Genomic DNA, 16,004 nt, shown 5'->3' on the forward strand with positions numbered 1-16,004 from the left:
GGACGCCCGCCGAACCCGCCTGCCGCAGCTTCACCTGATGTTAGCTAAGTCACAGTAGCACCGCTGGTATCGCGCACTCTGAATCCTATCAATACTGGTAGATCACGATTTTCGCGAAGTTTGCGGTGAGATAGCTAATCAATAATCCACTCCGCCAACGAGGTTCGTTGCCGGACAACTCGAGATCGCCACCAGTCCGGTCGGCGGGATGCACCGAATCATAGGGCGTGGATCACGTCCTACGACTACACGCGTGCGCGTGGCAGTCGCAGCGTCGGGTGCGGTGCTCGGGGAGTTGCGTCAACAGCGGCAGAACGGAGTGATTGATGAGTTCATTGGCCACGGATCGCGTCGACCAATGCTCTTCTGGTGAATTCTCAGCACAACCTTTCGCGCTGTCGCCCGCGCAATCGGCCCTCTGGTATGCCCAGCGCATCCGGCCCGATATTCCGCTCACCATCGCGCAATACGTGGAGATCCACGGCGATCTCGATGTCGGCCGCCTGCTCTACGCCATCGAGCGCTTCGGCTCCGAAACCCAGGTGGGCCATGTGCGACTCGCGGAGATCGACGGCATCCCGCACCAGGTGGTCGACCCCAGCTGGCGGCCCGGCTGGGCGCGCATCGACCTGCGCGCCGAACCCGACCCCCGGGCGGCCGCGCTGACCTGGATGAACGAGCACGCCAGCTCGGCCATCGACATCGAACACGATCCGCTCACCATCAATGTGGTGCTGCGGGTCGGGGATTCGGAGTACTTCTGGTACTCGCGCGCCCACCACATCGTCATCGACGGCTACGGCGCGATGAACGCCGTCACCCGCACCGCGGAGATCTACAGCGCGCTGGAGAACCACACCGAACCGGTGGTCTCCCGCGCGACCCCGCTGGCCGGCATCTACGCCGACGAATCCCGCTATCGCGAGACCACCCGCTTCCTCAAGGACGGGGAGTACTGGCGCGAACAGCTCGACGGTGTGGGCGATCCCATCACCCTGTCCGCCGCGGGCGCGGTCGCCACCGTCGCCGACGCCGGTCGCCGACTCGCGACCGCGGTCCTGGCCCCGGCGCTCGAGGACACCGTCGCCGCCACCGCCGCGGCCCTGGGCACCAACTCCTCCACCCTGTTCGTGGCGGCGCTGGCCGGCTACGTACGCGGTGTCACCGGCACCCAGGACGTGGTGCTCAGCCTGCCCGTCTCCGCCCGCACCACCGTGGCGCTGCGGCGTTCGGCCGGTGTGGTGTCCAATGTGGTGCCGCTGCGCATCCGCTTCACCGACGAGAGCACCGTCGCCGATACCGTGCGCGCGGTCGAACTCCAGATCACCGGCGCGCTGCGGCATCAGCGCTACCGCAGCGACGACATCCGGCGCGACTGCGGCTACTCGCGGGACGCGCGCGGCTTCTTCGGGCCGATGGTCAACATCATGCTGTTCCACAGCGAATTGCGCTTCGGCAGCCTGGTCGGCTCGCTCAACATCATCTCCACCGGCCCGGTCGAGGACCTGTCCATCAACCTCTACAACGGGGAGGGCGGGCGCACCCACATCGACTTCGAGGCCAATCCGCGGCTCTATGGTCCCGCCGAACTCACCACCCACCACGGCCGTTTCCTCGACTACCTGGACCGATTCCTCTCCGCCGCACCCGAGACCGGCGTCGCCACCCTGCCGGTGCTCACCGACGACGAACGCGATCGCGTACTGCGCGAATGGAATTCGACCCGGGTGGCCCGACAGGAGGGCACCCTCGCCGGACTCTTCGCCGACCGGGCCGCCGCCTGCCCGCACCGCGTCGCCCTGGAATTCGAGGGCGAGACGCTCACCTACGCGGCCTTCGACGAGCGCGCCAACCGCCTCGCCCGCGAACTCGTCGCCCGCGGCGCGGGCCCGGATACCGTGGTGGCCCTGGCCATTCGGCGCGGCATCGACCTGCTGGTGGGCATGTACGCCGTCGTCAAGGCGGGCGCGGCCTACCTGCCCCTCGATCCGGACCACCCGGCCGAGCGCATCGGACAGGTGCTGGAACAGGCGCATCCGCTGTGCGTGCTCACGGTCACCCGCGACGCGCTGGACCTGCCCGTGGCCGAGCGGCTCGATATCGACACCGCCGACCTGTCCGGGCACAGCCCGCGCCCGATCACCGACGCCGATCGGCGCGCCCCGCTGCGCGCCGAGCACCTGGCCTACGTCATCTTCACCTCCGGCTCCACCGGTAAGCCCAAGGGCGTCGGCGTGAGCCACGCCGCCATCGTGAACCGACTGCGCTGGATGCAGCACGCCTATCCGCTCGACAGCGGCGATGTGGTGCTGCAGAAGACCCCCGCCACCTTCGACGTCTCGGTGTGGGAGTTCTTCTGGCCCTTGCAGATCGGCTCGCGGCTGGTCATCGCCACCCCGGACGGCCACCGCGACCCCGCCTACCTCGCCCGGGTCATCGCCGAGAAGGGCGTCACCACGGCGCATTTCGTGCCGTCCATGCTGTCGGTCTTCCTCACCGACACCGATGTGCGCGGCTGCACCGGGCTGCGGCGGGTGTTCTGCAGCGGTGAGGGACTGCCCGCCGCCACCGTCGCCGAATTCCACGCCGCCCTGGGTTCCGGGCCGGATGCCCCGCAGCTGCACAACCTGTACGGCCCCACCGAGGCCGCCGTGGACGTCACGGCCTGGCATTGCGCGCCCGGCGCGACCGATGTGCCCATCGGCTCGCCCATCTGGAACACCAGCACCTATGTGCTCGACGCACGGTTGCAGCCGGTCGCTCCCGGGGTGGTGGGTGAGCTGTATCTGGCGGGCGTGCAGCTGGCCCGCGGCTATCTGGGCCGGGCGGGCCTGACCGCCGACCGGTTCGTGGCCAACCCCTTCACCCCCGGCGCGCGCATGTACCGCACCGGCGACCTGGTGCGCTGGCGGGTCGGCCGCGTGGGTGTGCTGGAGTACCTGGGCCGCAGCGACTTCCAGGTCAAGATTCGCGGCCTGCGGATCGAACTCGGCGATATCGAGGCCGCCCTGCTGGCGGATGCCCGGGTCGCCCGCGCGGTCTGCGTGGCCCGGCGCGGCCGCGGCGGTGACGATCTGGTCGGCTATGTGGTGGCCGCGCCCGGCGTCGCCGAACTCGACACCGCCGAGCTGACCGCCGCCCTCCAGCGCACCCTGCCCAGCTACATGGTGCCGTCGGTGCTGGTTCCGCTGGACGAACTACCGCTCAGCGCCAACGGCAAGGTGGACCGCAAGGCCCTGCCCGATCCCGGGGCGGGGCCGCGGCGACCGGTGCCCACCCCGGCCGCGCCCCGCACCGACGTGGAGCAGCGGCTCACCGGCATCTTCGCCGAGGTGCTCGGCGTCGACGAGATCGGTGTGGGGGAGAGCTTCTTCGACCTCGGCGGCAATTCGCTGTCGGCGGCCCGCGCCGTCGGCCGGATCAACGCCGCGCTCGGCGGCACGCTCACCATCCGCGACCTCTTCGAACACCCCACGGTCGCGGCACTGGCCGCGCACTTCGACGACCACGGCCCCGACGATTCCTCGCCGCGACTGGTGGCCGGGCCGCGACCGCGGCACATCCCGCTGTCGCAGGCCCAGCAGCGACTGTGGATCCTCAACCGCTTCGACGAGCACGCGGCCGCCTACAATATGCCCCTGGCCGTGGAACTGACCGGGGCGCTGGACATCTCGGCACTGCGCGCCGGTCTGCTCGACGTGCTGGAACGGCACGAGGCGCTGCGCACCACCTTCCCGGACTCGCCGGAGGGTCCCTGCCAGCTGGTGCACCCGGCCTCGGAGATACCGCTCACTCTGGACCCCATCGACGCCACCGACGCCGATGTGGTCGCCCTGGCCACCGAATACGCCGGGTACGGCTTCGATCTGCGCAGCCAGGCCCCGATCCGGGTGGCGCTCTACGCCACCGGCCCGGACACGCACGTCTTCCTGGTGGTGCTGCACCACATCAGCGGCGACGGCTGGTCCATCGCACCCCTGGCCCGCGACATCATGACCGCCGTCGCCGCCCGTACCGCCGGGCACGCCCCGGGCTGGACGCCACTGCCGGTGCAGTACGCGGATTTCGCGCTGTGGCAGCGGGAACTGCTCGGCGACGAGTCCGATCCGGCCTCGGCACTGGCCCGGCAGCTGGCCTACTGGCGGTCGGCCCTGGCCGAGCTGCCCGATCAGCTGGACCTGCCCCTGGACCGGCCGCGCCCGCGGCAGCGGTCCACCGCGGGCGGCCGCGTCGAATTCACCATCGCCGCCGAAACCCGGCGTGCCATGGCCGAATTGGCCGCCGAACGCGGCGTCAGCGTGTTCATGGTGCTGCACGCGGCGCTGGCCGCGGTGCTGGCGCGGCTGTGCAATACCGGTGATATCGCCATCGGCACCCCCATCGCGGGCCGCACCGATCCGGCGCTCGAGGATGTCGTCGGCATGTTCGTCAACACCCTGGTGCTGCGCACCCGGGTGGATCCGGCGGCCGGATTCGACCGCATGCTCACCGAGGTCCGCGATACCGACCTCGATGCCTTCGCCAATGCCGACGTGCCGTTCGAACGCCTGGTGGAGGTGGTGAATCCGGAGCGCTCCGCCGCCCGGCATCCGCTGTTCCAGGTCATGCTGTCCTACGACAACACCCCGGACCTGCGCATCGACCTGGCCGGACTGTCGTCGCGGGTGCTGCCCATGGCCGTGGACGTGGCGAAGTTCGACCTGCAGCTCACCGTGCACGAGCCCGGCCCGGGCGGCGACGGTGCGCCGGACGGTCCGCTCACCGCCGAATTCGGTTATGCCACCGATGTGTTCGACCATGCCACGGTGGAGGCCATCGCCCGGCGCTTCACCGCGGTGCTCACCGCGGGTGTCGCCGATCCGAGCGTCGCCGTCGGCGATCTGCCGCTGCTGGACGTCCGCGAAACCGCGAAACTGGTGCCCATCATGGGATCTCCGGCCGAACCGGCGGTGACCCTGGCCCGGCTGCTCACCGACACCGCCGAACGCGTGCCCGACGCGGTGGCGGTGCGCTACCTGGGCGTCGACACCACCTACCGCGAACTCGACGAGCGATCGAACCGGTTGGCCCGGGTGCTCATCGAACACGGTGCGGGCCCGGAGGTGGTGGTGGCCATCGCGCTGCCGCGCACCCTGGACTGCGTGCTCGCGGTCTGGTCGGTCGCCAAGACCGGCGCCGCCTACGTGCCGATCGACCCGGACTATCCGGCCGACCGCATCGCGCACATGCTGTCCGACTCCGGGGCCATGCTCGGGCTCACCGATCCCGAATACCGCGATGCCATGCCGGACTGGCCGGGCAGCCGCGGCCGCCACCGCAAGTCCTACGTGGACTGGCTGCTCATCGGCTCCGCGGAACTGGCCGCCGAATGCGCCCGATTCCCCGATACCCCGCTCACCGACGCCGACCGGCACCACCCGCTGCGCATCGCGCATCCGGCCTACCTCATCTACACCTCCGGATCGACGGGCAAGCCGAAGGCCGTGGTGGTGACGCATGCCGGTCTGGCCTCGCTGGCACATGAGCAGATGCATCTGTTCCGGGTCACCGACAGCGCCCGCACCCTGCACTTCTCCTCACCCAGCTTCGACGCCTCGGTGCTGGAACTGCTGCTCGGCTTCGCGGCCGGCGCCACCATCGTGGTCGCGCCCGCGGGGATGTACGGCGGCGCGGAACTGGCGCGCCTGCTGCGCGAGGAGCGGGTGACGCACGCGTTCATCACGCCCGCCGCGCTCGGCACCGTGCCGCCGGAGGATCTGGACGACCTCGAAGCCGTCATCGTCGGCGGTGAAGCCTGCCCGGAGGAACTGGTCCGGACCTGGACCGATCCGCTGGCACGCGGCGGCGCGGGCCGCCGCATGCACAATATGTACGGCCCGTCCGAGGCCACCGTCGCCGCCACCGCCACCGGACCCATGGTGGCTGGCCGTCCGGTGCCCATCGGCCTGCCCGTGCGCGGTATGCGGCTGTTCGTGCTCGACGGGCGACTGCATCCGGTACCGCCCGGCGTGGCGGGGGAGCTGTATCTGTCCGGGCCCGGCCTGGCGCGCGGCTACCTGGGTCGCCACGGTCTGACCGCGCAGCGCTTCCCGGCCAATCCGCACGGCCGCCGCGGCGAACGCATGTACCGCACCGGCGATCTCGTGGTCACCGACGGCACCGGGCAACTGCGCTTCCTGGGCCGTGCCGACGATCAGATCAAGATCCGCGGCTTCCGCATCGAACTGCGCGAGATCGACCATGTGCTGCGCGCGCATCCGGGCGTCACCTTCGCGCTCACCGTGGTGCACTCCGACGAGCGCGGCACGCCGCGCCTGGTCGGCTACCTCACCGCGGAGGGCGATGTCGACACCGCCGCGGTGCTGGAGACCGCGCGCGGTCGCCTGCCCGGGTACATGGTGCCCGCGGCACTGGTGATGCTCGACGCCATGCCGGTCTCGCCGTCCGGCAAACTCGACCGCAAGGCCCTGCCCGCACCGGATTTCGCCGCCGCGACACCCTCGCGCGCGCCGGAGACCGACACGGAGAAGCGGGTGGCGCAGACCTTCGGCGCCGTCCTCGGCATGCCGGTGGCGGGCGCCGACGACAACTTCTTCGATATGGGCGGCAATTCGCTGCTCGCCACCCGCCTCACCGCCGCCCTGCACGCCGAGTTCGGGGTGGAGTTGCCGGTGCGCGCCATCTTCGAGGTGCCCACCGTGGCGGGGGTGGCCGCGCGGTTGGCGGAAGCGCCCCGGACGCGACGGGCGGCGCTGGCTGTGCATGCCCCGCGTCCGGAACGCATCCCGCTGTCGCTGCCCCAGCAGCGACTGTGGTTCCTCAATAGATATTCCCCCGAATCCAGCGCCTACAACATCGCTTTCGCGCTGCGAATCAGCGGCGACCTGGATGTGGCGGCGCTGCGGGCGGCCCTGGCCGACCTGATGCGGCGGCACGAGGTGCTGCGCACCGTCTTCCCGGAGGATGGCGACGGCGCGCACCAGGTGGTCCTGGACGCCGCGGGCTGCCTGCCCGACCTGGCGGCCGTCGAGCTCGACGCGGCCGAGGTCGACGCCGAACTGGGCCGGTTCGCCCAGCGCGGCTTCGACCTCGCCCGGGAGATCCCGCTGCGGGTCAGCCTGCTGCGCACCGGATTCCACCAGCACGTGCTCGGCATCGTGCTGCACCACATCGCCGCCGACGGCTGGTCGCTGGGACCGCTCACCCGGGATCTGGCCAATGCCTACACCGCGCGGCGCGGCGGCGCGGCCCCGGTCTGGTCGCCGCTGCCGGTGCAGTACGCGGATTTCAGTCTGTGGCAGCGCGACTGCCTGGGCGCGGAATCCGATCCGGACAGCGCCGCCGCCACCCAGCTCGCCTACTGGCGGCACGCACTGGTCGATCTGCCGGAGGAACTGCCGCTGCCCTACGACCGGCCGCGCCCGAGCGAGCCGACCCAGCACGCGGCGGCCGTGCGCTTCGAGGTGGCCGGCGACATGCAGCAGCGGCTCGCCGATATCGCCCGTGCGCACGGGGTGTCCACCTTCATGATGCTGCGCTCGGCGCTGGCGGTGCTGCTGCGCATCGTCACCGGCGGGCGCGACATCGTCATCGGTACCCCGGTGGCCGGACGTACCGACACCCGACTCGACGACCTCGTCGGCATGTTCGTCAACACCCTGGTGCTGCGCTCGGATGTGCACCCGGACCGGCACTTCGGTGAACTGCTGCAGGCCGACCGCGATACCGAACTCGCGGCCATGGCCCATGCCGAGGTGCCCTTCGAACGGGTGGTGGAGGCGCTCGGCGCGACCGCCGGCGGCCTGCGGCCGCTGCTGCAGGTGGCGCTCACGGTGCAGGACACGCCGCGTCCGGTGCTGCAACTGCCGGGGCTGGCGCTCGAGGCCTCCGAACTCGATATCGCCCGCGCCAAATTCGATCTGGAGCTGCGGGTGCTGCCCGGTCCCGACGCCGAGCAGCGGGCCTACGAATTCGTCTATGCCACCGAACTTTTCGATCGGCACACGGTCGAGACCCTGGCCGAGCGGCTGGTGCGCGTCCTGGACGCGATCAGCCTCGACCCGCGGGTGCGCATCCGCGATATCGACGCCCGCACCGACGCCGAATGCGAACTGCTCGCCCCGGCGTGGGGACCCGCGCCGGAACCGCAGTGCAGCCTGGCGGCCTACTTCGCCGCCACCGCGCACCTCAACCCGGACCGGGTGTTCCTCAGCGCCGACGGCACCGAACTCACCTACGCCGAGGCCGACGCCTACTCGAACCGGCTGGGCCGCGCCTTCATCCGGCGCGGTATCGGACCCGGCGACCGGGTGGCGCTGGGCCTGACCCGCTCCCTGGAATCGGTGCTCACCGTGCTCGCGGTGGCCAAGGCCGGGGCGGCGTTCGTGCCCGTGGATCCCAACTATCCCGCCGACCGGATCCGGCACATGCTCACCGACTCCGGATGCCGAGTGGGCGTGAGCATGTCCGATCACGCCGCCCGGCTGGAGGCCGCCGCCGAGGGCCACGCCATCGACTGGCTGCTGCTCGACGATCCCGGCCTGATCGAGGAATTCGAGGCCGTGGACGGCGGTCCCATCACCGATATGGACCGGATCACCACGCTGTGGACCGGGGATCTGGCCTACGTCATCTACACCTCCGGATCCACCGGGCGACCCAAGGGCGTGGCCGTCACCCACGGCGGACTGTCCAACTTCGCCGATGAGATCCGCGAACGCATGCGCGTCGAACGCGATTCGCGCACCATGCACTTCTCCTCACCCAGCTTCGACGCGGCCGTTTTCGACCTGCTGCTGGCCGTCGGCTCCGGTGCGACCATGGTGATCTGCCCGCCCGATGTGTACGGCGGCGACGAACTGGCCGCGCTCATGGACCGCGAACGCGTCAGCCACACCTTCATGACCCCGGCCGCGCTGGCCACCATCGACCGTGACCGGTGGGAGCTGCCGCACCTGCGGGCCGTCATGGTCGGCGGTGAGGCGTGCGGGCCGGAACTGGTGGCGCGCTGGGCACCCGGGCGGATGATGTTCAACGGCTACGGTCCCACCGAGACCACCGTCGTCATCAGCATCGCCGGACCCATGGTGCCGGGCGATCCGGTCACCATCGGCACCCTGGTGCGCGGGGCGCGGGCGCTGGTCCTCGACGAACGGCTGCGGCCGGTGCCCGTCGGGGTGCCGGGCGAGCTGTACCTCGGCGGCATGGGCGTGGCGCGCGGCTACTTCGACCGCTTCGGGCTCACCGCGGCCCGATTCGTGGCCGACCCGTACGGCCCCGAAGGCGGGCGGATGTACCGCACCGGCGATGTGGTGCGCTGGACCGGCACCGGAGAACTCACCTACCTGGGCCGCAGCGACCACCAGGTGAAGGTGCGCGGCTTCCGCATCGAACTCGGCGAGATCGACGCCGTGCTCACCGGGCATCCGGGAATCCGCTTCGCGCACACCGAGGTTCGCGAGATCGCGGGCACCCCGCGGATCGTGTCCTTCGTACTGCCCGCCGACGGCGGCGCATTCGACCCGGAGGCCCTGCGCGCACGCGCCGCCGACCAGCTGCCCGCCCATATGGTGCCCAGCAGCCTCACCCCGCTCGACCGCATTCCGCTCACCCCGGTCGGCAAACTCGACCGCGACGCCCTGCCCGCACCGCAGGCGGTGGTGGCGGCGGTTTCCCGGGACCCGGAGACCGACACCGAGCGGCTCGTGGCCGCCGTGATGGCGGAGCTGGTGGGCGGTGAGGGCATCGGCGCGGACGACTCGTTCTTCGAGATCGGCGGCAACTCGCTGCTGGCGACCCAGCTGGTGGCGCGACTGGCGGCCGCCACCGGGACCCGGCTCGAGGTGCGCACCGTGTTCGCGGCGCCGACCGTGGCCGGACTCGCCGCTCAGCTCGACGCCGGCGCCGGCACCGCCGAACTGCGGCCCGAACCGCGCAAACAGACACGGCCGGAACGGATTCCGCTGTCCGCGGCGCAGCGACGGCTGTGGTTCCTGGAACGCTTCAATGCCTCCGGGGACGCGGAGACGCTGGGCGCGTACAACATCCCCGTCGCCCTGCGCCTGCACGGCGAGCTGGACGTGGCGGCCCTGCGGGCCGCCGTGCACGCGGTGCAGCGTCGGCACGAGACACTGCGCACCGTCTTCCCGGAGCTGGACGGCGAACCCAGCCAGCGGGTGCTCGACGCCGACGCCTGCGCCATCCCGCTGCCCGTGCGCGGCGCGGACCCGGAACGGGTGCACGCCGAGATCCAGCGCATCGCCGCGGCCGGATTCGACCTCGGCACCCAGGCCCCGCTGCGCGCGGAGCTGCTGCGCCTGGCCGCCGACGACCACATGCTCGTCCTGGTGGTGCATCACATCGCCATGGACGGCTGGTCGCTGGGACCCCTGGCGGCCGACGTGGCCGCCGCCTACCGGGCGCACGTCGCCGGACAGACCCCGGAGTGGCCGGAGCTGCCGGTGCAGTACGCCGACTACACGCTGTGGCAGCGGGACGTCCTCGGCCGTGAGGACGATCCGGAATCGGTGATCAGCCGTCAGCTCGGCTACTGGCGCACGGCCCTGCACGGCATTCCGGAACTGCTCCAGGTGCCCGCCGACCGGCCGCGCCCGCCGGTGCCGAGCTACCGCGGCGGCACCGTGAACTGCCATATCGACGCCTTCACCCACCGCGAGCTGCAGGCGGTGGCGGCCGAGCACGGCGTCACCATGTTCATGGTGCTGCACGCCGCGCTGGTCACCCTGCTGCACCGGCTCACCAGCGGGGACGACATCACCGTCGGCACGCCCATCGCCGGACGCGGCCACCCCGCGCTCGACCGCATGGTCGGCATGTTCGTCGGAACCCTGGTGCTGCGCAGCCGGATTCGCGGCGGGGCCACCTTCGCCGAGCTGCTGCACCAGGTGCGCGACACCGACCTGGAAGCCTTCGCCCACGCCGACGTCCCGTTCGAGCGGCTGGTCGAGGTGCTCAATCCGGTGCGCTCCCAGGCCCACCACCCCATGTTCCAGGTCATGCTGTCGGTGCAGAACCAGCCGCTGCGGGTGCTCGAACTGCCCGGCCTGCGCATCGAGGCCGACGACGCCGACCCCGGCATCGCCAAATTCGATCTCCAGTTCACCCTCACCGAGGCGTGGAGCCCGGAGCGCGAACCCGACGGCATCACGGTGAACGTGAACTACGCCGCCGACCTGTTCGACGAGGCCACCGCGCGTCGGCTGGGTGAGCGCTTCGTGCGGCTGGCCAGCGCGGCCGCCACCCATCCCGGCACCGCGGTGGGCGATCTGGAACTGCTCGACTCCGACGAATGGTCGGCGCTCGCGCCGGTGCGGGGCAGCACCCCCGGACGGCCCATCACCTTCCCGCAGGTGTTCGAGGCCGCCGCCAATGTCGACCGGCAGGCCGTGGCCGTGCGCGCCGCGGGCACCCAGATCTCCTACGACGCGCTCGACCGCTGGACCAACCGGCTGGCCCGGGTGCTCATCGGACAGGGCGTGGGACCGGAAACCCTGGTCGCCATGGGCATTCCGCGCTCGGCCGAATCCGTGGCGGTCATGCTGGCCGTCGCCAAGGCGGGCGCGGCGTTCGTCCCCGTCGACCCGAACTATCCGGAACACCGCATCAGCCATATGCTCGCCGACTCCGGCGCGGTCATCGGCATCACGCTGGCCGCGCACCGGCAGCGCATGCCCGACGGAGCCAACTGGACCGTGCTGGACGCGCCGTCGTTCCGGCGGCGGGTGCTGGCCACCTCCGACGCGCCCATCACGGACCTGGACCGGATCCTGCCGCTGCGCATGGACAATCCGGCGTACGTGATCTACACGTCCGGCTCCACCGGCACCCCCAAGGGCGTGGTGGTCACCCACGGCGGCATCTCCAACTTCGCCGCCGAGACCGCCGCCCGGTTCGAGGTGCGGCCCGGCTGCCGCATCCTGCACTTCGCCACCCCGAGTTTCGACGCCGCCATGCTCGACATCCTCTTCGCCCTCGGCGGGGCGGCCACCCTGGTCATCACGCCACCCGGCGTGGTGGGCGGCGCGGAACTGGGGGAGGTGTTCCGGGAAGAGCGCATCACCCACGCCTTCATCACCACCTCCGCGCTCGGCACCGTCGATCCGACCGGGATCACCGAGATGCGGCACATCCTGGTGGGCGGTGAGGCGCTGCCGCCGGATCTGGTCACCCGGTGGGCCAACGGCACCAGCAAGCTCTACAACGTGTACGGGCCGACCGAGACCACCATCGTCACCGTCATGTCGGAGCCGATGGGCGAGGGCGTGCCCATCACCATCGGCGAACCCATCCGAGGCGTGCACGCTACCGTGCTCGACGGGCGGCTGCATCCGACGCCCGCGGGCGTCACCGGCGAATTGCAGCTGGCCGGACCGGCATTGGCGCGCGGCTACCTGCACCGGCCGGGGCTGACCGCGCAGCGGTTCGTGGCCAATCCGTTCGGCAAACCCGGTGAGCGCATGTACCGCACCGGTGACCTGGTGCGCTGGTGCGCCCGCGACGGTCGGGTGCGCGATCTCGAATACATGGGCCGCACCGACCATCAGGTCAAGATCCGCGGGTTCCGCATCGAACTCGGCGAGATCGACGCCGCGCTGGCCAAACATCCGGCGGTGGAGTTCGCGCACACCATCGGCCATCGCACCCCGGCGGGCGTCACCGCGCTGGTCGCGTACGTGAAGCCGCGCGCCGGCAGCGCGCCGACCGTCCTGGAGTTGACCACCTTCCTGGCCGACCTGGTACCGAATTACATGGTCCCGCAGGCGATCATGCTGCTGGACCGGGTGCCGCTGTCGCCGGTGGGCAAACTGGACCGCAAGGCGCTGCCGGAACCGGTGTTCACCGCCCGCGAGGGCTACCGGGCCCCGACCAACCCCACCGAAGCGGCGCTGTGCGCGGCCTTCGCCGATGTACTCGGCCTCGACCGGGTGGGCGTGGACGACGGCTTCTTCGAGCTGGGCGGCAACTCGCTGCTCGCCACCAAGGTGGTGGCGCATCTGCGCGCCGACGGCATCGCGCTGCCGGTGCAGGCCATGTTCGGCGAATCCAGTCCGGCCGCCATCGCGCACAAGCTGCAGGAGGCGCACGGCGATCTGGATTCGGTGCTGTCGGCCGCGCTGGAACCGGTGCTGCCCATCCGGGCCGGGGTCGCCGCTACCCGACCGCCGCTGTGGTGCGTGCACCCGGCCATCGGGCTGTCCTGGTGTTTCGCGGGCCTGCTCGCGCACCTGCCCGCCGACCGGCCGCTCTACGGTCTGCAAGCGCCGCACGTGAACGGCGCGGACAGCCACAGCTCCGTGACGGAGGCCGCGAAATACTATGTGGCACAGATGAAGACGGTGCAGGCCGAGGGGCCGTACCATCTGCTCGGCTGGTCGCTGGGTGGCCTCATCGCCCACGAGATGGCCGTGCAGTTGCAGGAAGCGGGCGAGGAGGTGGCGCTGCTCGGGCTCATGGACAGCTTCCAGCTCTCCGACGAACTGCTCGAACGCGGCATCCCGTCCATCGCCGACATCATCGGTGAGTTCGGTAGCGACCTGCTCGGGGGCGATACCGACATCGATCCGCGGATGAACCTGCAGGAAGCGGCCGAACTGCTGCGCAACCGGCCCGGCCCGTTCGCGGCGCTCACCGTCGAACACCTGGAACGGCTCTACGTGGGTTGCACCAATGGCGTCACCCTGGCGCACGGCTTCCGGCCGCGTGTCTTCGACGGCGACATGCTGTTCTTCACCGCCGCCGACGACGAGATCAACCGCGCCCACCCGGACCGCTGCGCCGACGCCTGGCAGCCGTACGTCACCGGCACGGTGCACGACCACCTGGTGCGGTGCCGCCACTCCGGGATGACCACACCGGAATCACTCAGCGTGATCGGACCGGTGCTGCGAGAACAACTGGGCGGCAACGCAACCGAAGGGGAGGAGACCCGATGAGTCTCGCGGTGGAGATCTCCGGACTGGTCAAGTACTACGGCAAGGTGCGAGTGCTGGACGGGATCGATCTGGAGATCCCGTCCGGGACCGTCATGGGACTGCTCGGACCCAACGGCGCGGGCAAGACCACCACGGTCCGCATCGTCACCACCCTGCTGCGCCCCAGCGCGGGCACGGTGAAGGTGGCGGGTGTGAACGCGCTCAAGGAACCCGCCCGGGTCCGCACCCGGCTCGGGCTGTCCGGGCAGTACGCGGCCGTGGACGCCAACCTGTCCGGCTTCGAGAATCTGCGGATGGTGGCGCGGCTGTACGGCATGAGCCACCGGCAGGCCGCCGACCGCGCCAGTGAACTGCTGAGCGCGCTCGGCCTGGAATTCGCGGCCGGGCGGCGGGCGGGCACCTACTCCGGGGGGATGGCGCGCCGCCTCGACCTGGCGGGCGCGCTGGTCTCCCGCCCGCCGGTGGTGGTACTCGACGAACCCACCACCGGACTCGATCCGCGCGCCCGCCTCGATATGTGGCGGGTGATCGGCGACCTCGTGGACGACGGCACCACCGTGCTGCTCACCACCCAGTACCTGGAGGAAGCCGACCTGCTCGCCGACCGGATCACCGTCATCGATCGCGGGCGGGTCATCGCCCGCGGCTCCGCCGACGAACTCAAGACCTCCATCGGTGGCGACAAGCTGACCGTCACCCTGGCCGCCGGACAGGATCCGGCCCCGGCGCGCAAGGTGCTGGCCGAGGTGGGCATCGGCGAACCGGCCTACGAGGAGGGGACCGACCAGGTCGTGGTTGTGGTCGGCGACAGCACCCGCACCATGGTCGAAGCGTTGCGGCGGCTCGACGACGCGGGCGTGCACGTGGTCGACGCGTCCGTGCACCGGCCCAGCCTCGACGACGTATTCCTGTCGCTCACGGGCACATCCGCGAAGAAGTCCGCGCCGCGCCCGACGGGCGTCCAGGAGGAAGTGCTGTCGTAACCGGCAGCGGGGGGATCGGGAGATCGGGTGGGGATTCGAAGTCGTCGTGGCCGAGGAGGACTGGATATGAGTGTCGATGTGGCAACCGAACCCGCGCCCAGCGAGGACGCGGCCCAGGGGAAGGAGGGGCGCACCGCGCCGGAACATCCCGTCGTCGGCTGGCTACCACGGGTTTTCCGGGACAGCGCGATCGTGGCCTACCGCAATCTGCTCACCATTCTGCGGGTGCCGACCCTGCTGGTGACCGCCACCATCCAACCGCTGATGTTCGTGTTCCTGTTCGCCTACATCTTCGGCGCGTCCCTGGGCGGCAGCCAGTACCGGGAGTTCCTGCTGGCCGGAATCTTCACGCAGACAGTGGCTTTCAATGCCGCCTTCACCACGGTCGGGCTGGCGAACGACCTGCAGAAGGGCATCATCGACCGGATGCGGACGCTGCCCATGTCGCGGCTGGCGGTGCTCATGGGCCGCACCCTGTCCGATCTGGTGGTGAACATCCTCGCCCTGAGCGTCATGGTCGGCTGCGGCTACGCGGTGGGCTGGCGCATCAACGGCGGAATCGCCGACGCCGTCCTGGCTTTCGCGGTGATCCTGCTGTTCGCCTTCGCCATGTCCTGGGTCGGCGCGCTCACCGGACTGCTGTCGCCCAGCGTGGAGGTGGCCCAGAGCGCCGGACTCATCTGGCTCTTCCCGCTCACCTTCATCTCCTCGGCGTTCATCTCCGGCGAGACCCTGCCCGGCCCGCTGCGCACCATCGCCGAATGGAATCCCATCACCGCCGTGTCGGCGGCGGGGCGCAAACTCTTCGACAACGGCGCGCCCCCGACGTTCGTACCCGCCGACGGCTGGCCCGCCGACCACTGCATCGAATACGCGGTGCTGTGCTCGCTCGGCATCCTCGCCATCGCGGTACCGCTGGCCCTGCTCCAGTACCGCAAGGTCGCCAGCCACTGAGGCCCTCGAGCCACTGAGGTACCGAGCGGCCATGCGCGACCGCTCGCACACCGGTGATCGTTTGGCATCGCGATTCATGGGTACCTCGGCGCAGACCGGCGCCGATCGAGGAGGG

3 protein-coding genes are annotated in these 16,004 nt (G+C 70.8%); all 3 read left to right on the top strand.

The annotated features are described in order from the left end of the window. Nucleotides 1-326: 326 nt before the first annotated feature. The 3 genes from QJS31_RS20935 (at nt 327) to QJS31_RS20945 (ending at nt 15,889) form a co-directional block, all read left to right on the top strand. Nucleotides 327-13,952, top strand: a complete 13,626-nt coding sequence (locus tag QJS31_RS20935) for a non-ribosomal peptide synthetase (protein WP_306357479.1) — start codon at nt 327-329, stop codon at nt 13,950-13,952. After that, complete coding sequence (locus QJS31_RS20940) at nt 13,949-14,935, top strand: ATP-binding cassette domain-containing protein (RefSeq protein WP_282780804.1); 987 nt, start codon at nt 13,949-13,951, stop codon at nt 14,933-14,935. The genes QJS31_RS20935 and QJS31_RS20940 overlap by 4 nt, the downstream gene beginning before the upstream one ends. Before the next feature lie 66 nt (nt 14,936-15,001). Beyond that, nucleotides 15,002-15,889 (top strand): ABC transporter permease, encoded by an 888-nt coding sequence (locus QJS31_RS20945; protein ID WP_081872167.1) that lies wholly within the window; start codon nt 15,002-15,004, stop codon nt 15,887-15,889. Nucleotides 15,890-16,004 lie beyond the last annotated feature (115 nt).

Source organism: Nocardia sp. CC213A (assembly GCF_030766805.1).
Taxonomy (GTDB): domain Bacteria; phylum Actinomycetota; class Actinomycetes; order Mycobacteriales; family Mycobacteriaceae; genus Nocardia; species Nocardia otitidiscaviarum.

Excerpts from the sequence above, each read along its gene's own strand:
- QJS31_RS20945 (WP_081872167.1), top strand. The coding sequence starts at position 15,002 with ATGAGTGTCGATGTGGCAACCGAACCCGCGCCCAGCGAGGACGCGGCC.
- QJS31_RS20935 (WP_306357479.1), top strand. The coding sequence starts at position 327 with ATGAGTTCATTGGCCACGGATCGCGTCGACCAATGCTCTTCTGGTGAA.
- QJS31_RS20940 (WP_282780804.1), top strand. The coding sequence starts at position 13,949 with ATGAGTCTCGCGGTGGAGATCTCCGGACTGGTCAAGTACTACGGCAAG.